The 20,079-nt window shown below is 40.4% G+C and carries 24 protein-coding genes; 9 read left to right on the forward strand and 15 right to left on the reverse strand.

Features of this window, described 5'->3' with window-relative positions:
* Positions 1-64 precede the first annotated feature (64 nt).
* On the reverse strand, positions 65-877 hold the full coding sequence (locus tag BPOF4_RS10540) for a uroporphyrinogen-III synthase (RefSeq protein WP_012959145.1): 813 nt from the start codon (positions 875-877) through the stop codon (positions 65-67).
* A gap of 166 nt (positions 878-1,043) precedes the next feature.
* Here BPOF4_RS10540 and pepF point away from each other — a divergent pair, with 166 nt between their 5' ends.
* Positions 1,044-2,873 (forward strand): oligoendopeptidase F, encoded by a 1,830-nt coding sequence (pepF, locus tag BPOF4_RS10545; protein ID WP_180316871.1) that lies wholly within the window; start codon positions 1,044-1,046, stop codon positions 2,871-2,873.
* A gap of 257 nt (positions 2,874-3,130) precedes the next feature.
* Here pepF and BPOF4_RS10550 read toward each other — a convergent pair whose 3' ends face one another.
* The gene (locus BPOF4_RS10550; RefSeq protein ID WP_012959147.1) at positions 3,131-3,859 is read right to left on the reverse strand and encodes a hypothetical protein; all 729 of its coding nucleotides are present in this window, start codon (positions 3,857-3,859) and stop codon (positions 3,131-3,133) included.
* Between the two features lie 271 nt (positions 3,860-4,130).
* Here BPOF4_RS10550 and BPOF4_RS10555 point away from each other — a divergent pair, with 271 nt between their 5' ends.
* Entirely contained in the window at positions 4,131-4,343 is a 213-nt protein-coding gene (locus BPOF4_RS10555; protein ID WP_012959148.1) for a CDGSH iron-sulfur domain-containing protein, read from the forward strand.
* 38 nt (positions 4,344-4,381) lie between these two features.
* Here the strand turns inward: BPOF4_RS10555 and BPOF4_RS10560 are convergent, their stop codons facing one another.
* Together BPOF4_RS10560 and BPOF4_RS22225 are read right to left on the reverse strand one after the other, a co-directional pair.
* Positions 4,382-4,804 (reverse strand): hypothetical protein, encoded by a 423-nt coding sequence (locus BPOF4_RS10560; protein WP_012959149.1) that lies wholly within the window; start codon positions 4,802-4,804, stop codon positions 4,382-4,384.
* A 161-nt stretch (positions 4,805-4,965) separates the two neighbouring features.
* The gene (locus BPOF4_RS22225; protein WP_012959150.1) at positions 4,966-5,130 is read right to left on the reverse strand and encodes a hypothetical protein; all 165 of its coding nucleotides are present in this window, start codon (positions 5,128-5,130) and stop codon (positions 4,966-4,968) included.
* A 213-nt stretch (positions 5,131-5,343) separates the two neighbouring features.
* Here BPOF4_RS22225 and BPOF4_RS10565 point away from each other — a divergent pair, with 213 nt between their 5' ends.
* Positions 5,344-6,768: a hypothetical protein gene (locus BPOF4_RS10565; RefSeq protein ID WP_012959151.1), complete on the forward strand. Its 1,425-nt coding sequence runs from the start codon at positions 5,344-5,346 to the stop codon at positions 6,766-6,768.
* Between the two features lie 66 nt (positions 6,769-6,834).
* Here BPOF4_RS10565 and BPOF4_RS10570 read toward each other — a convergent pair whose 3' ends face one another.
* The 5 genes from BPOF4_RS10570 to BPOF4_RS10590 all read right to left on the reverse strand — a co-directional run bounded on the left by BPOF4_RS10570 (position 6,835) and on the right by BPOF4_RS10590 (position 10,598).
* Positions 6,835-8,043 (reverse strand): MFS transporter, encoded by a 1,209-nt coding sequence (locus BPOF4_RS10570; RefSeq protein ID WP_012959152.1) that lies wholly within the window; start codon positions 8,041-8,043, stop codon positions 6,835-6,837.
* A gap of 201 nt (positions 8,044-8,244) precedes the next feature.
* Positions 8,245-8,520, reverse strand: a complete 276-nt coding sequence (locus BPOF4_RS10575) for a BhlA/UviB family holin-like peptide (RefSeq protein WP_012959153.1) — start codon at positions 8,518-8,520, stop codon at positions 8,245-8,247.
* A gap of 187 nt (positions 8,521-8,707) precedes the next feature.
* Entirely contained in the window at positions 8,708-9,076 is a 369-nt protein-coding gene (locus tag BPOF4_RS10580) for a hypothetical protein (protein ID WP_012959154.1), read from the reverse strand.
* A complete protein-coding gene (locus BPOF4_RS10585; protein WP_012959155.1) occupies positions 9,073-9,378 on the reverse strand; it encodes an antibiotic biosynthesis monooxygenase family protein in 306 nt (101 codons plus the stop codon). Before BPOF4_RS10585 ends, BPOF4_RS10580 begins: the two co-directional genes overlap by 4 nt.
* A gap of 23 nt (positions 9,379-9,401) precedes the next feature.
* Positions 9,402-10,598, reverse strand: coding sequence for a pyridoxal phosphate-dependent aminotransferase (locus tag BPOF4_RS10590; RefSeq protein ID WP_012959156.1), 1,197 nt, complete (start codon positions 10,596-10,598; stop codon positions 9,402-9,404).
* A 237-nt stretch (positions 10,599-10,835) separates the two neighbouring features.
* Between BPOF4_RS10590 and BPOF4_RS10595 the strand changes: the two genes are divergently transcribed.
* Positions 10,836-12,347 carry an esterase/lipase family protein gene (locus BPOF4_RS10595; RefSeq protein WP_012959157.1) on the forward strand — a complete coding sequence of 504 codons (1,512 nt, stop codon included), beginning with the start codon at positions 10,836-10,838 and terminating at the stop codon, positions 12,345-12,347.
* A gap of 202 nt (positions 12,348-12,549) precedes the next feature.
* Here the strand turns inward: BPOF4_RS10595 and BPOF4_RS10600 are convergent, their stop codons facing one another.
* On the reverse strand, positions 12,550-13,401 hold the full coding sequence (locus tag BPOF4_RS10600) for a S1C family serine protease (protein ID WP_012959158.1): 852 nt from the start codon (positions 13,399-13,401) through the stop codon (positions 12,550-12,552).
* 17 nt (positions 13,402-13,418) lie between these two features.
* A complete protein-coding gene (locus BPOF4_RS10605) occupies positions 13,419-13,985 on the reverse strand; it encodes a cysteine hydrolase family protein (RefSeq protein ID WP_012959159.1) in 567 nt (188 codons plus the stop codon).
* A gap of 171 nt (positions 13,986-14,156) precedes the next feature.
* Here BPOF4_RS10605 and BPOF4_RS10610 point away from each other — a divergent pair, with 171 nt between their 5' ends.
* Complete coding sequence (locus BPOF4_RS10610; RefSeq protein WP_012959160.1) at positions 14,157-14,504, forward strand: YojF family protein; 348 nt, start codon at positions 14,157-14,159, stop codon at positions 14,502-14,504.
* 21 nt (positions 14,505-14,525) lie between these two features.
* The gene (bshB2, locus tag BPOF4_RS10615; protein ID WP_012959161.1) at positions 14,526-15,215 is read left to right on the forward strand and encodes a bacillithiol biosynthesis deacetylase BshB2; all 690 of its coding nucleotides are present in this window, start codon (positions 14,526-14,528) and stop codon (positions 15,213-15,215) included.
* A 54-nt stretch (positions 15,216-15,269) separates the two neighbouring features.
* Here bshB2 and BPOF4_RS10620 read toward each other — a convergent pair whose 3' ends face one another.
* Positions 15,270-15,455: a hypothetical protein gene (locus BPOF4_RS10620; protein WP_041822857.1), complete on the reverse strand. Its 186-nt coding sequence runs from the start codon at positions 15,453-15,455 to the stop codon at positions 15,270-15,272.
* Positions 15,456-15,602: 147 nt separating this feature from the next.
* Here BPOF4_RS10620 and BPOF4_RS10625 point away from each other — a divergent pair, with 147 nt between their 5' ends.
* From BPOF4_RS10625 to BPOF4_RS10635, 3 genes are all read left to right on the forward strand, one after another.
* Positions 15,603-16,505 carry a 5'-3' exonuclease gene (locus BPOF4_RS10625; protein WP_012959163.1) on the forward strand — a complete coding sequence of 301 codons (903 nt, stop codon included), beginning with the start codon at positions 15,603-15,605 and terminating at the stop codon, positions 16,503-16,505.
* A gap of 60 nt (positions 16,506-16,565) precedes the next feature.
* Positions 16,566-17,300 carry an alpha/beta hydrolase gene (locus BPOF4_RS10630; RefSeq protein ID WP_012959164.1) on the forward strand — a complete coding sequence of 245 codons (735 nt, stop codon included), beginning with the start codon at positions 16,566-16,568 and terminating at the stop codon, positions 17,298-17,300.
* A gap of 121 nt (positions 17,301-17,421) precedes the next feature.
* On the forward strand, positions 17,422-17,940 hold the full coding sequence (locus BPOF4_RS10635; protein WP_012959165.1) for a GNAT family protein: 519 nt from the start codon (positions 17,422-17,424) through the stop codon (positions 17,938-17,940).
* Between the two features lie 295 nt (positions 17,941-18,235).
* Here BPOF4_RS10635 and BPOF4_RS10640 read toward each other — a convergent pair whose 3' ends face one another.
* The 3 genes from BPOF4_RS10640 to BPOF4_RS10650 form a co-directional block, all read right to left on the reverse strand.
* Positions 18,236-18,559: a toprim domain-containing protein gene (locus BPOF4_RS10640; RefSeq protein ID WP_012959166.1), complete on the reverse strand. Its 324-nt coding sequence runs from the start codon at positions 18,557-18,559 to the stop codon at positions 18,236-18,238.
* A 199-nt stretch (positions 18,560-18,758) separates the two neighbouring features.
* Positions 18,759-19,442, reverse strand: a complete 684-nt coding sequence (locus tag BPOF4_RS21225; RefSeq protein ID WP_012959167.1) for a hypothetical protein — start codon at positions 19,440-19,442, stop codon at positions 18,759-18,761.
* Positions 19,443-19,541: 99 nt separating this feature from the next.
* Positions 19,542-20,024 (reverse strand): divergent PAP2 family protein, encoded by a 483-nt coding sequence (locus tag BPOF4_RS10650; protein WP_012959168.1) that lies wholly within the window; start codon positions 20,022-20,024, stop codon positions 19,542-19,544.
* Positions 20,025-20,079: the final 55 nt, after the last annotated feature.

Raw genomic sequence — 20,079 nt, forward strand, 5'->3', positions numbered from 1 at the left:
ACACTAGATTATGTACAAACTTTTTATATTCACTTTATAAAGTAACATGTTACATGACTGTCTTCTATTCATCCGCATCCATAAATTTAGCAAGCTCAATGATCATGGCACCCATTCTCTCTCTTTCGGGTACAATGACTCTTGTCACTTGGGCATCAGTTAACGCTTCGGCAGTCACTTTACCTACTGCAACCGCTAAGACATTTTTATTAAATTGATTGAGCAGCGTCTCTTCTTTCTTGATAGATTCCGCATACTGAAACAATGCTCTCACTTGCAGAAATGTAGTAAAGCAGACAGCATCCACTTTTCCTTCAACTACTTCTTCATAAAGTGTTTTAACTTTTTCTTCATCAGGTGCTATATGACGATATGGCAAGACTTCAACAACTTCAGCTTCCTCGCTTTCAAAAAATGTACGAAGGTTTGGAGAAGGGATACCATGAAGCTGCACCGCCACTTTACTACCTTTAAATGAATTTGATTCCATTGCACGGATCAGTCCATTGGTCGTACCATCCTCGTCACTAATATCTGCTGTTAACCCAAGCTTTTTTAATGCATTTTTCGTTTTGTAGCCTCTTGCTGCAATCTTCGCATGACGTAATCGCTCGATTAATTCATCTTTCAAACCAATCTCTTCAGCTAACTCAACGAGCTTCTCTGTCCCTATACCCGTTGTAAGGACAAACCAATCTACTCCTTGATCAATCATTTCTTTTAGTTCTGAAACAATTTCCTCTTTTGCAACATACACCGTACCTTGCATCGGCCGAACGATCACATTCCCGCCCTGCTTTTCAATCAGCGTGCTCATCTCCTCGACTTTACGCGACGCAGTCAATGCAATTGTTTTACCTGCTAATGGTTTCCCCATGTCATCATCCTCCAACTAATTAAATCCGTTTCATCTCCTAGTAAACATATCTATATCGTAGACAAATAGAGGGATTTTGTAAAGATAGTCAGAATTATATAACGATTACTGTTCCTATAAAGCTTCTCCATTTTTGTGTGCATTTCCTTGTGATACAATCATAACTATGGTGGATAATGGTAAACCTAATAAAAAAGGAGTGATCGTATTGAGCACATATTCTTCTCGCAAAGAGGTACCAGAACACGAAAAATGGGATGTTTCCGATATTTACTCTTCTTTAGATGAATGGAGAGAAGATGTAGCAGTCATTGAGGAAATGACAGTAAAGCTTAAAGAGTTTGATGGAAAGATTGAGGATGGACATTCCTTGTACGATTTTTTATCCATGCAGGAAAAACTAAGCTTTCATTTATCTAAAGTAGTCGTCTATGCTAGGCTGCAAGTAGATGTTGATACTCGCGATAAGAAGGCTGAATCCATACTTGATGAAGCGACTCAACTAAGTGTAAAAGCAAGTACAGCAGTCTCTTTTTTCAGACCTTTCATCTTAAGTCTTGATAAGTCCACCCTTCAAGAATACATATCAGAAGTAGAAGGGCTGACTTATTTTGAAGACGATTTAATGGATCTGTTTCGCTATAAGCCCCATGTTTTAAGTAAAGAAAAAGAAGAGGTGTTAACTCAGCTCGGCGAAGCCCTGTCCTCTCCTAGTAAAACCTTTGGCATGATAAATAATGCAGATATTAAATTCGGTCTAGTGACAAAAGATGATGGCGAGAAAGTAGAATTAACGCGCGGCATGTATGAAAAGCTGCTTAAAAACGAAGACCGCAATAAGCGAAAAGAAGCCTATCATGCGTATTATAAGCCTTATGTGGAGCTGAATAATACGATTGCTTCAACCCTGTCATCAGCCATTAAAACAAATGTCACCGTCTCAAAAATGAAGAATTATCCGTCAGCGCTTGAAAAATCACTTTTTGCCGATCAAGTTCCAAAAGAAGTGTATGACAAGCTGATTGAAGCAACGAAAAACCATCTTGCCCCTTACCACCGCTATCAAAAGATTAGGAAAGAGATGCTCGGTGTGGATGAACTCCGTCAGTACGATTTATCCATTCCGCTAGTTAAAGGTGTAGATAAGGATATACCTTACAATGAAGCATATGATTTAATGCTTAAAGCCTTGGCTCCGCTTGGCGAGGAGTATGTAGAGACTTTAGCTGAATTTAAAGACAAACGCTACATTGATGTCCGTGAAACGCCAGGCAAACGTTCAGGCGCTTATAATATGGGGCTGTATGGGGTTCACCCATTCGTACTCCTTAACCATCAAGATAATTTAAACAGCTTATTTACACTCGCCCATGAAATGGGTCACGCAATGCACAGCTACCTGTCAGCGAAGCATCAGCCGCAAATCACAGCCGGCTATACGATCTTCGTCGCCGAAGTTGCATCAACAGTAAATGAAGTGTTACTCATTCATTACTTACTCAACCAATCGACAGACGATAAAACAAGAAAATATTTAGTGAATGACTTTATCGACAAGTTTAAAGGCACGTTCTTCACTCAAGTAATGTTTGCGAACTTCGAAAAGGATACTCACGAGTTAGCAGAAGCCGGCAAGCCGCTTACTGCTGAGGTGTTTAATGAGGTATATGAGCAGTTATTCCGTGAATACAACGGACCTGATATGGTATTTGATGAGGAAGTAAAATACGGCTGGTCTAGAATTCCGCATTTCTACCGCCCATTCTACGTGTATAAGTACGCTACAGGATTCGCAGCGGCTATTCAACTAGCCAACGGTCTCTTAGAAAATAAAGAAGGTGCAAAAGAAGCGTACCTTGAATTCCTGCAAAGCGGAAGTTCTGATTATCCGCTCGAGCTGCTTAAAAAGGCCGGTGTAGATTTGACGACATCTGAGCCAATCGAGAAAGCCTTAGCCTTCTTTACAGAGTTAGTCGATGAATTTGAAGGAAAATAGAAAAAGGTTTGCCCGATTTGGGCAAACCTTTTTTTGGTGAGACACGCATAGTTGAGATTGACGCAATTATGTGGTGAAGCGGCGCAATATGAACATGAACAGACGCAATCAGACGCTGCATTGACGCATTTCCTCTCAACCGGCGCATATAGCAGCCGAAGCGACGCATTTACAGACCGAACTGACGCTATATTGCCTTAAATCCGCTCAATAAAGCTCCACAATAAAGCAATCTCTTTACCACACTGCACCTCATACTACTTCTCTACTGCTTTTGTTAAAGCTTTAAACCCGGCACGCGTCAATTTGAAATCCTCATCAACATAGCCTGCTTTGCTTAAAGCCATGAGATCTTCCTCTGACATCGTCGCACGCTTTCTTTGCAAGTGCTCATTTAATAAATCAAGCGAATCAGCTTCAAGCAGCTCTTGATCGATTGATGTAGCAAGCTCCTTCATTGGATCGTGCTTCACAAAATAATTTTTTGTATCTAGCACCACTTGCTGGATCTTCTCACCAGCATTCATTAATTCTTGGCGTAGTCTTGAAATCTCATTATCTTTTTGTTTAATTTTAGAGCGGTATTTTTGCTTTTCTTCATCATCTAATGACGCTTTCGCAAACAGCTCTTCAAGAAGCTCAGTACGATCTAAATCAATTTTCTGCAGCTGTGTAGTCTTTTCTAAAATGTCCTCATCTGTATGTTCCTTAGTACGCTCTGCCGCAGCAGCCGACTGGACTTTCACTTTTGCTGCTTCCTGTTCAATATCAGTCACTGGAACTTTCTCCATAGGACGACTTTGGATAAATCGGTTCACTTGCAGTAATAACCCTACTAAAAACAACATCACAAATAACCTAAATGCAAACGCATTAAATAAGCCAACGATAAATAATAAAACAAATAAAAAGGCCGTAAACCATTCAAACGCTGAAGCTGGCTTTTTAATACTAGAGAATAACGATGGATAGGTCCGTTGATTCATTTAGATCCCCTTCTTTACATAAATCTTTTATCTTATCTAGCTATCCTACGAAAGCTATAGCCAATATCATAGCATATTTTCTTAAAAGTAACCGTGTAATAACTTGTGAGAACCGTAAAAAATGAGTGATTCCCTAGTACCTTTCACACAGAATCTCGCACTCTTTATAGGATTGAGAGCTATTTAATGTAAGTTTATGCTAGAATATTAAAGGATTTAGGCATTTTTTGCTGAACTACATAATTATACTACTTATAAAGGACTGAAGATTATGGCTGAAGACAAAAAAGTAACGTTAAAAATTAATGACAATGGCTCAATACGAGTGACCGGAGATGTTGAACTACTTGACGGTGAGGGAAAGCCTTTTCCTAAAAAACCTGCCTTCTCTCTCTGTATGTGCGGACAATCAAAGTCCCTTCCATTCTGTGACGGCTCTCACAAAACAAATGGCTACCAAAATAAGATCCGCGTACCAGAATAAGAAAAAAGGCTAAGCTCTCATCTTTGAGCTTAGCCTTTTTATTCGTATAGCTCTTTATAAGCAATCACTTTTAAAGCAAGTAATTCATCCTCTGTTAAACTCGATTCAAGCTCATTAATGATTTCTTGGTGGCTCGCCTTCCCTCTCTCAACCCGTGACTGCATCTCAAGCAGATCCGTAACACCGACTTTTCTTATGAGCACTCTAGTCGCTTCTTCTTTCGTTGTGAACGGGAGCGCAGCACGATCTGCCTGCCTAGCTTCTTCTACATAGCGTTGTAAGTCAGGATCGTTTTCGATATATGCCCTAACTTCTTCCAATTGCCCGCTGTTATGAAGTTCTGCCGATAGATCATCAGTGATCTTCTTTGAAGCAATATTAGTTCCAATATAGTAAACGCCATACCCGATTCCAGCTAGCAATAAAATGATTACGAGAAAAATGAGTATCCCTTTCTTCATTTGACCCTCCTGTTATCTATACTAATTACCTAGCTTACTTCCAATCGCTCAGGAAATCAATCCTGTATCCTTACTATTAAAGTACTACTCTTCTCTAAGCTTTCCTTTATTTTTTAGCAATCTAATCTTAAAAAGAAAAAAGGACCAACAAAAGTTGATCCTTAACCCCATAACTTCTCTTTATTCAAAGGAACATACACAGTATTACTTGTTATCGCCTTATGAATGAGAGGTTTCTTAAATTGTTCATCTAATTCCTTATGTACTTTTAAACGTCTTGATTCAGATTGAGCTGCATTCATTTCTTTGATTTCAGACTGTGTCATTTAGGTCATCTCCTTCAAAAAATGGTTGATAAAATAATTCAATATGTTGCTAGATATTCCCTTCTAAAAAAAGAATAAAACCTAAAAATTAATCAAAGAAAAAGAAAATTCAGATATATATTGAGGTAGAAAATTTAAGATTTTTTCACCCTATACACCAATGCCTAGTTTGTTTCATAAGATATCGTAGTTTGACAGATAGGAGGCTGCGATATGATTGAGCTTACGATGTCTCATTGGATGTATTTAGCTGGGACACTCTTAATCATTTTAACGATGTTATTTAGGCAAAATGTTGTCGTTCCGGCTATATTGATGACATTTTTAGTAGGATGGATCTTCAGCGGGTCATTATCTATCGGCTTGCAGACCATCTTCCAAGCCAGTTTGATTGCTGCTGGCGAGCTGTTTAATATCTTCTTAATTATTGCAATCATGACTGCTCTCTTGCATGCATTAAAAGATATAGGTGCCGATGAACAAATGATTACCCCATTTCAAAAAGTCATGGTCAATGGTCACATTTCGTTTTGGGTTATTGTTCTAGTTACCTATTCCATTTCATTGTTCTTCTGGCCAACTCCAGCGGTTCCGCTTGTAGGAGCTTTGCTCATTCCTGTGGCAATCCGTGCAGGCCTTCCGCCGATTGGTGCTGCCATCGCGATATCACTCGCGGGCCAAGGGATGGCTCTGTCATCGGATTACATTATTCAAATAGCGCCGATGCTTAGTGCTACAGCTGCTGGTGTTGATATTTCTCTAGTAGCAGACCGTGCGTTTGTTCTTTCCCTTGTAACAGGCGGTATTGCTATTACGACGGCCTACCTCTTGCTTAGAAAGTGGATTAAATCTCCATCAAAAAATCATTTAATTAAATGGGAGAAAATCACTTCAGCATCAACAGAAGAGTCCAACCAAACGAGAAAACCTGTCACAAAGAAAAGCATGGTTTTTGCCTTACTTGTACCAGCTTCTTTCTTATTCATCATTGTGTACATGGTCATGGCTAAGTTTTCAGATGTGATTCCATCGATTGAAGGTGGAACTGGCGCTGCATTAATCGGTGGAACAGCTGCCCTGCTATTACTCGCCTCTACCACTGCTGATAAGGCAAAAACCTCTCTTACAAAAGTAAGTGAACATTTAATTACTGGCTTTGTGTTTGCGTTTAAAGCGATGGGGCCCGTTATTCCCATTGCAGGATTCTTCTTTATCGGAAGCGGTGAACTAGCCGGTACGATTTTAGGAGTTGGAAGCGAGGCGTCTCCATCCTTCTTATTCGATCTTGTGCAAGCAGGACAACAACTCATACCAGAGAGCGCTTTCCTTGCCGGGTTTGCGATATTAATCATTGGAATGATTACAGGTCTTGATGGCTCAGGATTCTCAGGGCTTCCGTTAGTAGGTGCCTTATCAAGTGCAATCGGCCCAACGGTCGGTGTAGATACGGCTACCCTTGCTGCTATTGGTCAAATGGGATCGATCTGGGTCGGAGGAGGAACGCTCATTGCCTGGTCCTCTCTTGTGGCTGTTGCTGGATTTGCCAAGGTGCCAGTGATGGAACTAGTACGTAAAAGCTTCCTCCCTGTTATATTGGGGTTAATTGCTGCCACTTTGTTCGGGCTTTGGTTTTTCTAGTAACATGCTAAAAAAGGTCACCATTCTTCAACGAATGATGACCTTTTTTGAATTTACATTAAATTCTTATACACTTACTTCCCCTTCTACTGCGACAGTCTCATGCTGCCGGTTCTTTACTCTCAGACTTAAAATGAACCCTGCTCCTAGACACATCGATGAAAAGAGAAAGGCATATGTAAACCCGCCAAAGTCTTCAATCAGCCATCCCGCGATAACTGGTCCAATAAGCTGGCCTACCGCAAAGTAAAAGGTTGCATAACTAAAAGCGACAGGCATATCACTTGGCTTCACTTGATCAAGTGTTGCAGCTTGAACAAGGGTGAATAAACCGGTTAATGTACAGCTTATTAAAATGATATGTGCAGTGAAACCAATAAATGTTGGATAAAAAACAGGGATCATCATCGCAATCAATGTTATAGCCATTGTGAGATTTAATGATTTTTTCCTGCCTATTTTATCAGAAAGATGCCCCCACACCGGCCCCGTAAAAATCGATAGAAATCCATTTAGTGCCATGAATTGTCCTGCTGTTCTACTTGAGATCCCTGATTCTATCATAAAGCTCATAACAAACACCATTTGAATAATATAGGCAACGCCAACGACACCGTAAATAAGACTAACATTGATGACACCTTTGTCTCTATAAATCTCTCGTACATTCGCTGTTTTCTCATCTGCTGCTCCTCTTTTGGTTATGGGAGGATTTTCAATAAAGAAAGCGATAATAAATATAACGATGATTCCGCATAATGCAAACATTCCCCAAGCATATCTCCAGCCAAACACAGGAAACATCGTACTTATAAAAGGAATAATAATACCGGATAAAAGAATACCTATCCCAACACCGCTTGTCGTTAATCCTATCACTAACCCTCTCTTTAAAGGAAACCATGCTACCAACAATGATATCAGAGGTGTATAGGTGAATGCCGTCCCGATACCTAAGATGATCATAAAAACGAATGCAACCCAGTAGCCAGGTGTCATTGCAATCCCGATGAACCCCATGCTGACAAGGATAGTACCAAAGATGATGGTTCTTTTGCTTCCCCATTTTGATGCAGCAACCCCTGAGAACACAACCATACTCACATATCCAAAAGAGATCGCCGTTCCTAATATGCCTGCTTCTTTATACGTAATGACCAGCCCTTCCCTCATAAAAGGAAGAATAACTCCAAAAGAAAGCCTGGCAAAAGCAAGAACAACAATCGTAGTAAGCATTCCAATTATTGAATACATCCATATTCTCTTCGTATCCACCTCTGCACCTCCATGATTTTAATACCTACCAGTCAGTATGTTAGTTAGTATATTCAGTTTATTCCTCTTTCTTAACCAGTACAAGGTATTTCTTTCTATTCTCAAAATAAAAACACAAGGAACCGTCCTTTGTATTTTAATGAACTAATTCAGTTATGTAAAAAATCCCTTTGGAGTGAAAACGCATCAAGGGATTAAACGTTAATCTTTATCCATTTTTTGTTCAATGCGGTCAATTCTTTTCTCAAGCGAATCTAGAGAATCATGCAGTTTCTCAAGGGTTATAACCATCTTTTCTTGTGATTCATTCGACCTGTCTAAATGCTTCATCAAATCTATTTCTCTTTGTCTAGAATGCTCTCTATGTTCTTTGTTTTCTTTTCTCATTTCGCGAATCACATAGTAGCCTAACAGAATACAAAGAATAGCCCACACATATTGACTTGTAGCGATTTCATTCGCTATGTTAAAGTCCATTTTTCATCCTCCTTCTACTACTAATGGATGCATATCAAAGAGGAATTGTAACGGCATAATGTCAACGTTCCTTATTTTATTTTTCATAGTAACTGTGATGGAGCCATTCGATGGTTTCAAAATAGCTACTTAACAAAAAAAGTACTCAGCAGCTGCCGAGCACTTTTTTCTAGTTTTATAGCTGCTTTCACTCACTGTTCTCGTTTACAGCTTGGATAGCAGCTTGTAGATATGCTTTAAACGCTTCTTCCTTTTGATCGTCTACTTTCTCTTTGATCAAACGTTCAATTCGCTCGAAATTATCAATTAAATGCTGTTTGTCCATTCCATGTTTGACTAATATTCCATTTAACCAAAGCGCATAGTCGACAAAGATCTTTTCTTGTTTCATTTGATAAGCTGTTTCTAAGGAATGGAAGTGGTGTTGATTGTCCTCTCGGCACTTTCTCCGGCCAGCCTCTCCGTACTTTTCTTCAAGTTCAGGATAAGCTTGATAAATCTCTTCTGTAATGGCATCAATAATTGGATGGTATTCAGGATATGGAAAAGGTATCAATCAATCACCACCTCAAACTGCTTTACTTCTGGAATAACAGCAGCAAGCTCTTGGTCTGGATATTTCTTCTCAAGATCATGAATATGCTTAAACTCTGCACTGCGGACCCAGTTTAGATAATCTTTTTTTGAATCCCATTCAATTTCAACCGTAATTTCTCCATCCCGCTTTGCATTTTGAAGCAGCCTGAACCGTTGAAATCCCGAGGCTTTATCAACCAGGCCAGATCTATTTTTATAAATATCAATTACTTCATCTGCTTTTTCGTCTGGAACTTTAAACGTCGAATGGACGATAAACATAGTAAAAACTCCTAACCCATTCTTTATTTTTGGTTCATAGCCTTACATTCCTGAAGTAATGCTTTGAAAGCCTCTTTTGAGTTTTCAATCTGCTCAAGTGACACACTGTATGAGAGACGGAAATGTCCCTCCCGGCCAAAGCCAGATCCAGGTACAAGTAAGATATTGAACTTTTCAGCTGCAAGCTTACAGAAAGCTGTATCGTCAGCTAAAGGTGATTTTGGAAAAATGAAGAATCCACCTTTAGGTTCCACAAAATCAAAACCGGCATCTGTTAACACTTCAACCATCGCATTACGTCTTTCTTTATAACCTGCTTGCTCTTGTGTAAGAGTCGGCAATTGACTGATCATACGCTGCACTGTAACGGACGCATTTCCAAATCCTAATGTACGGTTTGCAAATACGAAGGCAGCCATATATTCACCTGCGTCTTCCATGCGGCTGTCTATTGCTAAATAGCCAAGACGTTCACCGGCTAGTCCAAGGTCTTTACTGAATGATGATACGTAAAATAATCGGTCAATTGCTTTAAATGGATTTGGCGCATCATAATCATAGATTAATTGACTGTATGGATCATCATAAAGGACGTGAATCATCGCTTCATGCTCTGTTTCTTTTTCACGAAGAAGACTGTTAAATGCTTCAAGATCTTCCTGAGTCAAAAGCTGTCCTGTTGGGTTATGCGGGTTGTTTAAGATAACCGCTTTCGTTCTGCCTGTAATATGTTCAGCTAATTTATCTAAATCAATAGTAAAGTCTTCAGCAAGAGGAACATACACTGCCTTACCCTTTGCATTATTTACATAGAACTTGTATTCGACAAAGAACGGCGTAAAAATAATCACTTCATCATCTTCGTTAAGAATACTTCTTAACGCCACATTTAATGCACCTGCTGCACCAGAAGTCATAATCACGGACTCATGGCTTACTCCAATGTCACCGTAACGATCCCCTAAATGTTCAGCTACCTTCTCTCGCGCCTCGACTAGACCTTGGTTAGGAATATAGCTGTGGCCTCCTGAAATAGGGTTATGCGCATAATTTTTTAGAGCTTCGAAATATTCTTTTGGAGGATCAATCACAGGATTCCCTAAGGAGAAATCATAAACCTTATCCGCCCCGTGGATTGCTTTTAAGCGCTGACCTTCTTCAAACATTTTACGAATCCATGAGCTTTGAGTTAAATTTTGCTTAATTTCTTGTGAAATCATTTTGCTTTCCTCCCAGTTCTTAATGATTCAGGTTACAGTTGAGTTGCGTACATCTAAATACTTGGATATGTATTACTCCATTATAACGTTATTATTCGACTTTTTCCATCTGTCATTTTATTCAAAATAAGTCTTCCTTCCTGCAGGAAAACAATAAAAAAAGGTTAATAGAGTAAGTACTCATTGCATATATTCACTTCTGTGCAGTTCATTATCATTTATACAAGGAGGTTATGCATGATTAAACACGTGTTGTTGATTCTTCTGCTTATTGTTATGTTAGTCAGCCCCATCCAAGTCCACGCTGGGTCGTTTGGCGACAAAGGGACTCCAGGCGTTCCGGGCCAGTGGTATATTGGAGAATCACCTGAGAGCATTAATCCGACAAAAGCGCCGCTTATATTTATCCATGGGCTAAACAGCTCCTCTCGCACATGGTGGGAAGGAAATGACATGTATCAAGTCGCTCTGCAAGATGGATATGAAACAGCTTTTGTTGACCTTCACGGAACGGAAGATATGTGGACAAACGGCGCACTGCTGGCTGCAAAGCTGGCTGAAATTCATCAGTATTTCGGCAAAGATCTTGTCCTAGTCACACATAGTAAAGGCGGGATTGATACTCAATCGGCCTTAGTTCATCATGGTGCTCATGCCTATGTATCCAATGTGATCACATTATCGACCCCGCATTATGGCTCGCAGCTGGCTGATTTAGCTTATAGCAGCTGGGCAGGATGGCTAGCCGGCATTATAGGTGGAAGAAATGCAGCAACGAACTCTCTCCAAACGGGATACATGGCATTTTTCAGGAGTGAAACCGACCATCACCCTAACGCCCGAATCAACCCTTTCTTTACACTGGCAGGAACAAGCTGGGGGTCATTTGGTTCATCCCTTTACTGGGGCGGTGTATATTTAAGCTCATACGGTCAAAATGATGGAGCCGTAACCGTCGCTAATTCTAGACTTCCATACTCAAGAGAACTTGCCGTCGGACGCTGGAATCATACAACAGTTAAAGAAGGTCATGCGACATTCACGACATTTAAGCCTTATCTTACATCTGAGAAATCGCTGTTTTCAATGACTGCAAACGAAGACATTCCAAGTAAGCAAGAAGCAAGCAGCCAAATTGTACGCGGAGGCCCTCTTCAAGCTTTCGGTAAAACGGATTCCTTTCATATTGAAGAAGACGTAACGTCCGTCACCATTGATTTCTTAAGTGATGAGCATTTTTCTGCTGCAACGTTGCACGGACCAAATGGTGAAGTTATTCCTGCTAATATCTCTTATTCAAATGACGAAATTTTTGAAGGCGCTTACCATCATTTATACAAGCTAAATCAGCCATCACCAGGAGAGTGGCATATTCAAACGAATCATGCAAAAGGCAGCGCCTATTTAGTAACAGCATCGATTGACAGCCCTTATGATAAAGCGGTTACACTTGAAATAACAGGCGCCGCTAAGCAGAAAATAGCTATTAAAGATAACCTCCAGCCTCCACCGTCCAAGAAAACAACCTATCGTGCAGAAGCAACCTATACAGATAAACACGGTAAACAGAAAAGCCGCAGCGTTCCAGTTACAATCAACTCAGCAGGCGAATTGTCCATTCCTCTAAAGAAAGAAGGCATCTATACGCTTACGATTGACATGGAAAGCGAAACGAAAAAAGGCTACCCTTTCGAGCGAACGTTGATAAAGAGCGTCTATGTTGACCAAAACGGGAAGCTATATGAGTAGAGGATGCTGCTAGTACCCGGTACCTGAAGCAATCATCTATTATATTTTTTCAGCCTCTTTATGGCGTCAGTCAGTAAGGGAATTGCGCGGATTGCTTGAAGGATAGCGCCAGTTGAGACAGTAATTGCGTCAATCTGCAGTTTGCGTCCATTCGCCTCTCAAACGAAAAAGCTGTCCACTTCTTAATAGCGGACAGCTCTCTTTATTCATTTAAATACTCTGCAAATCTTGTTTTCACTTTTTCAATTGGAACTGCCAGCCCTCTTGAAGGTTCTTCATCAAATAAACCAGGAACCGTTCTCGCATATACAACGCCAATGACTTCACCAGCTTCTGTCAGTACAGGACTTCCGCTGTGACCGCCATAGATTGGTGCAGAAATTCGTAAAATCTCAAAGCCTTCTTGTTGATCTAAGACTTCTCCTTCATTAACAATTTGCTGCTGGGTAAGCGGGTTTCCGATAACTAAAATTCGCTCATCGCGCTCAGCCCCTACATCACTTAATGGCAGATACGGCAGTCCATCCGCCTCAATTTCAAGCAGCGCTAGATCCAGCCCTTCATCAGAATCAACGATCTCAGCTACATACTGCTCACCAGAAGGTAACGTGACAGCTAACGGTCCACCGCCATCGACAACATGATCATTAGACACAATAAGTCCCTCGCTTGATACAATAAAACCAGTGCCGCGTGACTGTTGGTTCTGGATCAGAACGACTGATTCCATGCTGTTTTGTACCATCTCATCCTCTGAATATTGTTCCGTTCCACGAAGGAGCTTAAGGGAATCTAAACTAAACACATTCAGCCAGATGCTTAGCACATTGACTACTAATAATAAACTGATGCCTATAGCAATCGATCGAATGATAAATTGTTTTCTTTTGCGTTTCTGTTCAAGTATTTCCGGACCTTCCTCTTCTTCTTCATCAAATAAGAAATCTTCTAGCGGTGGTTCTCCATAAGGATCTTCCTCAGTATTATTTTCCATTATGTCTTCATCTAATTGATCTTTTTTTGTTTCATCTGAATCATCTCGGTGCCTAGACACTATCTCAATAATCCCCCTTACTCTAGCTTCTCTAAATCACTTGTATACACAATCTTCGTTTTAAAAATAGATTCCATTTGCTGGATAAAAACATCTTGATTTTGCGTGAATGTTGTCATCTGATCATAAATCGCAACCGTTTTAAAGCCTCGTGCATAGGCCCCGTACACAGTAAGGAAATTGCAAATATCGGTGCATACACCTACAACATATACTTCACCAACATCCGCTGCAAGTAATTCCTCTTCTAAATTCGTGTTAAAAAATGCGTCATATTCAGGCTTTGGAATATAGAGGACACTCTTATTTTCTTTGTTTTTATCGTACCACGTCCCGAGTTCACCGTACAATTCCTGCCCCTTCGTTCCGATAATATTATGCTTTGGCCATAGTTCAAAATGGGGATCATCTTCTGTATGGGCATCCATACAAACGGCCACTACGTCTCCCTTTTCAAGAAACAAATTTGCTGTACGGACAATATCAGGCACAATGGTCTGTGCAGGAGTACCGACAGTTAATCCGCCATCATCCGCTACAAAATCATAACTCATATCTACGATCAATAAAGCTTTTCTACTCATTTATCATCCAGCCCCTATTTTAATTGTTTGATTATAGCTTTTCCTCCCTAGGTTCGACAAAACTCAATTATAATCCTTTTTAAGCACACACATTAACGCGTTTTACTGTTATTACATTCGCTGATACATTATAATGAACGACATACTAGACTACATTTGGAGGACTGTTCAGTGAAACCAATAACAATTGAAGAAGTACAGCCTTTGATTAATCAATTTGCTAAGCAGCCCGTATACATACATCTTGAAACAACAAACGGGGCCTATGCGAGTCATTTTGATCAATCTTTTTTCTCAGCTAGTGCTTATATACGAAATGCAAATGTTACATACGAGCATGGAAAAATTATAGGCGAAGGTCCTTTTCGCGCCGGTCTTAAAATTGAAATCGGCTGGGTCTATGCAGAGGGATTGACTCACTTTGAATTAGATCAAGAAGGGCGTCTGCTGTTAGCTGGCCATGGTTTTGACGGAAAACTAGCCGTGGCGCTTGAAATCAGCAAAACACCATTCGAATAATCAGTAAAGGAGTGAATGTCCATGACTACAAGTAATGAAAGACATGTTCTTGTCATTTTTCCTCATCCAGACGATGAAGCGTTTGGAGTGTCAGGAACCATTGCGATGCACACATCTAGCGGAACGCCTGTTACATATGCTTGTTTAACACTAGGAGAAATGGGAAGAAATTTGGGGAATCCTCCTTTTGCCACACGTGAATCTCTGCCCCTTATCCGTAAAGATGAGCTGAAAAAGGCTGCGGAAGCTATTGGAATCACTGACCTTAGAATGATGGGGCTGCGTGATAAAACATTGGAGTTTGAAGATGATGATCAAATGGTTCAGTTGGTAAGTGACCTTATTAGGGAAAGTAATCCATCTCTTATTATCAGTTTCTATCCTGGATATTCCGTACACCCTGACCATGAAGCGACAGCTAGAGCTGTTGTACGTGCGGTTAAAAAGATGAAAAAAGAAGACCGTCCGACTCTTCACTGTGTCGCCTTCTCAAATGGACATGAAGAACATATTGGCAATGCAGATGTCGTTCACTCGATCAGCCCGTTTGCTAATCAAAAAATGGCTGCTTTAAGAGCACACATCTCACAAACTGCCTGGATGTTAAAAGACCTTGAAGAAACGTTAGTAAACGGAGATCAGCCAGATGCTGCAGTGAAATTTTTCACTGAACAATTTTGGACTGTGGATGTGGATCAATTAGAAGTGTAACTAAAAAAATCATTCTAAAAAAACATGCAGTCCAATTTGGCTGCATGTTTTTCTTTAGAATATCCACCAGATGAATACAATAATAACCGTAATGATTGGCAAGATAATTAAATAAACGAGGGACAGATTCGTAATACTGCGTTTGCTTCCATACTGTTCATCCTCTTGCTTTGTTAGTGCAAGAGTAATCACTAGAGCTGCGATACATGTGATGATAGCGATTATAAATAAGACCGTCATACTGTGGAACTCCTTTTTTATCAATTCATTCCATTTTATCATTAAATGACTTCTCCATCTAATGAAATCCCTTTCCTAAAAGAATTGCTCATTTATGCATAAGACATGTTAAAATATAAGAACTTTCATTTTAAAGGAGACGTTATTTTGACACAGCCTACCTTATTATTAATTGATGGTTTTAATTTACTGAGCAGAGGATATTTTGCTACGTCTTATGGCAGAAGTGATGATCAGCTTAGTAAAAATAGTGATGGTTTATATACAAACGCACTGCGTGTATTCTTTCAAAAATTAATGAATTTAATTCATGAACATGATGTCACGCATGCCGCAGTAGCATGGGATGTTAAGCGTGAAGATTCGGTTAGACGACAATATGCTCCGACTTACAAAGAAACACGTAATGATCTCCCTGCCCCGCTTATTGAGCAATATGAAACGTGTACTCGCATCTTAGAAGATATGGGAATATTGCAAGTAACGGTTCCGCCTTATGAAGCCGATGACGCAATCGGAGCTCTTTCCTGTCAATGGTCAAACAGAAACGATGGACGCTGCTTGATTTATAGTAATGACCGCGATCTTCTTCAGCTTTTAGATGAGCGCACGACTCAAATTATCGCAAGTAAAAAGGGAGAAATACTATACACTCATACCCATTTCGAAGAGGAATATGGCATTACACCGACACAGTGGATAGATGTAAAAGCTTTGCTTGGTGATAAGAGTGATAATATTCCGGGCTGTCCTGGGGTCGGAGAGAAGTCCGCTCTTCCGCTTATTCAGCAATATGGATCCGTTGAAGGTGTTTATAATCAATTAGAAACTGGAGAATTTGACCCTGCATATAAACGATATCAGAAGAAGCTGATTGCAGGTAGGGAGTCGGCCATCCTCAGTAAAAAACTGGCTACGATTATTTGCGAGATTCCAGACCTTGAAGACACTGATTTTACAACTTATACATTTGAAATGGACCATGAGCGTGTGGAATCTGTTTTCCAATCAGTTGAATTAAAGATCAAACTGCATACAACCTTATTATAATGTCTAAGCTATCAAATTGCTGGATAGCTTTTTTAAAAGTCATATAAAGGAGATGGCATCATGTGGCTGCGCAAACATTGGTGGAAGGTTTTATTAGCGACCATCCTTATATTAATAGCAATAATCTTTTGGTTCCTAAGACCATACACGGCAAGTGAAGAGGCCTTGTCACTCCTACAATCATCAGAACAAGTCGAAGTGAAAATGAATTCAAACTGGATTGAATTCTCTCCGCGCAAAACAGAGCTTGAAGCTAACGTGATTATGTATCCTGGCGGCCTTGTACAGCATGAGAGCTACGCCCCTCTTGCTTACTCGCTTGCAGAAGAAGGCTTCCGTACATTTGTGATAAAAATGCCGGTGAATTTAGCTGTTCTTGGTGGGAACAAAGCTCAGGGCTTGATCAAAGAGTTAGGCGATGAGCCGGTATTTATCGGCGGGCATTCACTCGGCGGGGTGATGGCCTCAAGATTTGCAGCTGACAATGAGGAAGTATTTAACGGGGTCTTTTTCCTAGCGTCTTATCCTGATGAAAAAGGAAGCCTTACAGATAAACAACTTTCCTCGATTTCATTTATTGCAACAAATGATTCTGTTTTAAATAAAGACCGCTACGATGAAGCCGAAGCATATCTCGCTTCTGAACACCTTGAAATCATAATCGAAGGCGGCAACCATGCACAATTTGGATCTTACGGAGCTCAAAAAGGCGACACCCCAGCGTCCATTTCTACAGAAGAACAACTTAAACAAGTACGTGATGCATTATCTAAGTGGATTACTCGTCAATACTAGTAAGAAAAAGCTGAGCTGAGCTCGGCTTTTTAATTTGAAAAAATGATTAAGTTCCTTTATAATACTGAACTTGTGTGAGCCAAATTAACTAAGAAATATTAAATATAAAAGGAGTGGTTCGGTGGTACTCGCAACTCTCACGACTGATGAAGTCAAAGAGCCAGAGGAGCTGCAAAAAGAATTAAATGATTTGGAGTTTCAAATGTTCCGGATGCAAGAAAATTTGAAACAAATTGCTAAACGGTGGCAGGTACTCGGCATCGAGCAGACCAAAGAAGAAAAATGGGTGATTGTGTACATCTTAGATGATGGAGCTCAGTGTAAAATTATGCTCAATGAATGTGACTCTGCCTTTAGAGGGGTCTGGGATTTTTCAATTCAAGCCACATATGCAGATGATCATACGATCCACATCGGTGATATAAAAGGGGAAGAAAACAAAGGATATGGTTCGATCTGCATGAATTACTTAAAAAACCATGCCATGGATCAAAATGTTCAATACATTACCGGTGATATCGCACAACGCGATTGGGGTCATCTTGACAGACTCATCCATTTTTATGAAAAGCATCATTTTGATGTAGAAGTAGATCATCAAGACAAATCTGGAGACCTTATATGGAATCCAGCTTCATAATGATCAGGTGAACAGTACTAACTCCCCGCTTACTGAATATGTTGATTTACGCTGCAGGCACACGCTTTCCGCGGGCGGTCCGGGAGCTTCCTCGTCACTACGCTCCTGTGGGATCTCCCCTGGCCACGCGCATCCCGCAGGAGTCGGTGCCTTCCGCTACAATCAACGAGCGTCAAAAGAAGTTGATATTTAAACGTATAAATAAGCAGTCTTTTTTCCAAATAATATAAGCATGCTAGCGGTTATAATAGGCGAATAGGAACGCTAGCGTATTCTTGCAATTATCACAACTTCTTTAATGCTTCACCTCAAAATACCCCCTGAGCACCTGGCTCAAATAATCAAGCGGAGTCGTTTCAACCTGTCCATATCCCCTTTGTGTATAAAGGTGAGTTGCATTCGGGAGCTCTCTTTTTAACTGTTTTCTTAATTTCTCGCCCGCCTCATCTGCATCAACTAAAATGTATACATCTTGATCTTCAAAAGGAAGGATTAATTGTTCAAGCTTTTCATCGCTCAGGGTCCCATACGTACAAACGATATCAATGGATTCATTTAATACTTTCTTCACTCGTTTGCGGTCATTCGTCCCTTCAACGATCAAAATTTTCTCCTCCATGCTTCTCACACTCCTCAGGGCTTGTGTTATATCTTATTGATATGAGCGTATTATCTATATACTACTTATATTACCCTTCGCAACACGGAATTTATCTCTTTTTACAGTACCATAGTCTTCCTTCTGCTGTCTTTATTCACCTCTATCTACCCTAAAAAAAGAACCATCCTGACTGAAATCAGAATGGTACGTCCCTTACTTATGGATGCACTGTTTCAAGCATAGCCAGCATGCTAGGAGCAACGCCTTCCTGTGCCTCTTTAGCAGGTAGAAAGACGGTCAATTGAAACAACTCCCCTTCTGCCTCTTTCGCCAAATGATAGATCGTCGTTCGCTCTCCACTAATCTCAACTGATTCCTTTAGGGCATATTGCAGGCCGCTCATTGGCAGGTCTTGAAGGTTTTCAATCTCTCCTTGGGCATGCTCTTCAATAGCACCCTTTAATTCCTCTGCCGAACCTTCATTCTTATGTGGGATAATACGTGTGAAAAAGTCTCCATCATTGTTGAAAACAAGGACATCTCTGCCTGGCTCTTCACTATGAAGCGTATACCCTTCTAGCACATAGATCCCATATCCAAGTTCGCTGCGGTTAAACTGAGCAACACGCGTTTCTGTCTGCCCTTCTATTTCAAACGTCAATTCTTTTTCGTCTGCTAATTCAATTTCCCCTTCACCATTCTCCGCTTCCCCTGGCGATTCCACGTCGTTTCCGTCTTCATGTTCACCGTCTGTTTCTTCCTCATCAATCACTTCCTCTTCATTTTCCTCAACAGGCTGCTCTTCTTGTGAATCTTCTACTTGTGAATCTTCTACCGGCTGATTACAAGCTGTGAGCATGACTAAAAAGGAAATAATGAATACCCCGAATAACTTTTTCATTTTTGTGCACCCCTTATATTCTTTATCAATAAGACGCCTGTTAGTGAGTATACGTTTCATCTAAAAAAAAAGAATTGCCCACTTTCGGCAATTCCTCCATTAAAATATAAATGATTTCTTTTTTCTCCTGCCCGTCAATGCATAGCTAATTCCACCTGTAATCAGCCCTAAAAGAGCGCCTCCAACAACTTCTTCAGGCTGATGACCTAAACGTTCTCTTAATTTCACAGAGCGTTTCTCACTTTGTTTCGCATGAGAGTCCCCAGCCATTCGTTCAAGGTCTGCATTCATTTCATTCACTTTAATCGTTAATTCACCTGTTTGGCGTCTAATTCCTTGTGCATCATACATCACAATTAAGCCAAATACAGTGGAAAGAGCAAAATCTACGGATGATACCCCGCGCTCTAGTGCTACATACGTGGCAAGAGCTGTGACCCCTGCAGAGTGAGAGCTTGGCATACCTCCCGTTTCTAACAACGTATCCCACTCCCACTGGTCCGTTTGCATTTTTTTAATAGGAACTTTAAGGCTTTGCGCAAGCCCGATTGTTAACAGCGCAGTCAGCATTGGCCGATTCATCTTCTTCACCTCACGCTTAGCGTTTGATGAGTGAAGTGATTTTATTCTTATGCAA

Source organism: Alkalihalophilus pseudofirmus OF4 (assembly GCF_000005825.2).
GTDB lineage: Bacteria > Bacillota > Bacilli > Bacillales > Bacillaceae_D > Alkalihalophilus > Alkalihalophilus pseudofirmus.

Bases quoted from the DNA above. Each gene is read 5' to 3' on its own strand.
- BPOF4_RS10540 (WP_012959145.1), bottom strand. From the start codon at position 877: ATGGGGAAACCATTAGCAGGTAAAACAATTGCATTGACTGCGTCGCGT.
- pepF (WP_180316871.1), top strand. From the start codon at position 1,044: ATGGTGGATAATGGTAAACCTAATAAAAAAGGAGTGATCGTATTGAGC.
- BPOF4_RS10550 (WP_012959147.1), bottom strand. From the start codon at position 3,859: ATGAATCAACGGACCTATCCATCGTTATTCTCTAGTATTAAAAAGCCA.
- BPOF4_RS10555 (WP_012959148.1), top strand. From the start codon at position 4,131: ATGGCTGAAGACAAAAAAGTAACGTTAAAAATTAATGACAATGGCTCA.
- BPOF4_RS10560 (WP_012959149.1), bottom strand. From the start codon at position 4,804: ATGAAGAAAGGGATACTCATTTTTCTCGTAATCATTTTATTGCTAGCT.
- BPOF4_RS22225 (WP_012959150.1), bottom strand. From the start codon at position 5,130: ATGACACAGTCTGAAATCAAAGAAATGAATGCAGCTCAATCTGAATCA.
- BPOF4_RS10565 (WP_012959151.1), top strand. From the start codon at position 5,344: ATGATTGAGCTTACGATGTCTCATTGGATGTATTTAGCTGGGACACTC.
- BPOF4_RS10575 (WP_012959153.1), bottom strand. From the start codon at position 8,520: ATGGACTTTAACATAGCGAATGAAATCGCTACAAGTCAATATGTGTGG.
- BPOF4_RS10585 (WP_012959155.1), bottom strand. From the start codon at position 9,378: ATGTTTATCGTCCATTCGACGTTTAAAGTTCCAGACGAAAAAGCAGAT.
- BPOF4_RS10590 (WP_012959156.1), bottom strand. From the start codon at position 10,598: ATGATTTCACAAGAAATTAAGCAAAATTTAACTCAAAGCTCATGGATT.
- BPOF4_RS10595 (WP_012959157.1), top strand. From the start codon at position 10,836: ATGATTAAACACGTGTTGTTGATTCTTCTGCTTATTGTTATGTTAGTC.
- BPOF4_RS10605 (WP_012959159.1), bottom strand. From the start codon at position 13,985: ATGAGTAGAAAAGCTTTATTGATCGTAGATATGAGTTATGATTTTGTA.
- bshB2 (WP_012959161.1), top strand. From the start codon at position 14,526: ATGACTACAAGTAATGAAAGACATGTTCTTGTCATTTTTCCTCATCCA.
- BPOF4_RS10620 (WP_041822857.1), bottom strand. From the start codon at position 15,455: ATGACGGTCTTATTTATAATCGCTATCATCACATGTATCGCAGCTCTA.
- BPOF4_RS10630 (WP_012959164.1), top strand. From the start codon at position 16,566: ATGTGGCTGCGCAAACATTGGTGGAAGGTTTTATTAGCGACCATCCTT.
- BPOF4_RS10640 (WP_012959166.1), bottom strand. From the start codon at position 18,559: ATGGAGGAGAAAATTTTGATCGTTGAAGGGACGAATGACCGCAAACGA.
- BPOF4_RS21225 (WP_012959167.1), bottom strand. From the start codon at position 19,442: ATGAAAAAGTTATTCGGGGTATTCATTATTTCCTTTTTAGTCATGCTC.
- BPOF4_RS10650 (WP_012959168.1), bottom strand. From the start codon at position 20,024: ATGAATCGGCCAATGCTGACTGCGCTGTTAACAATCGGGCTTGCGCAA.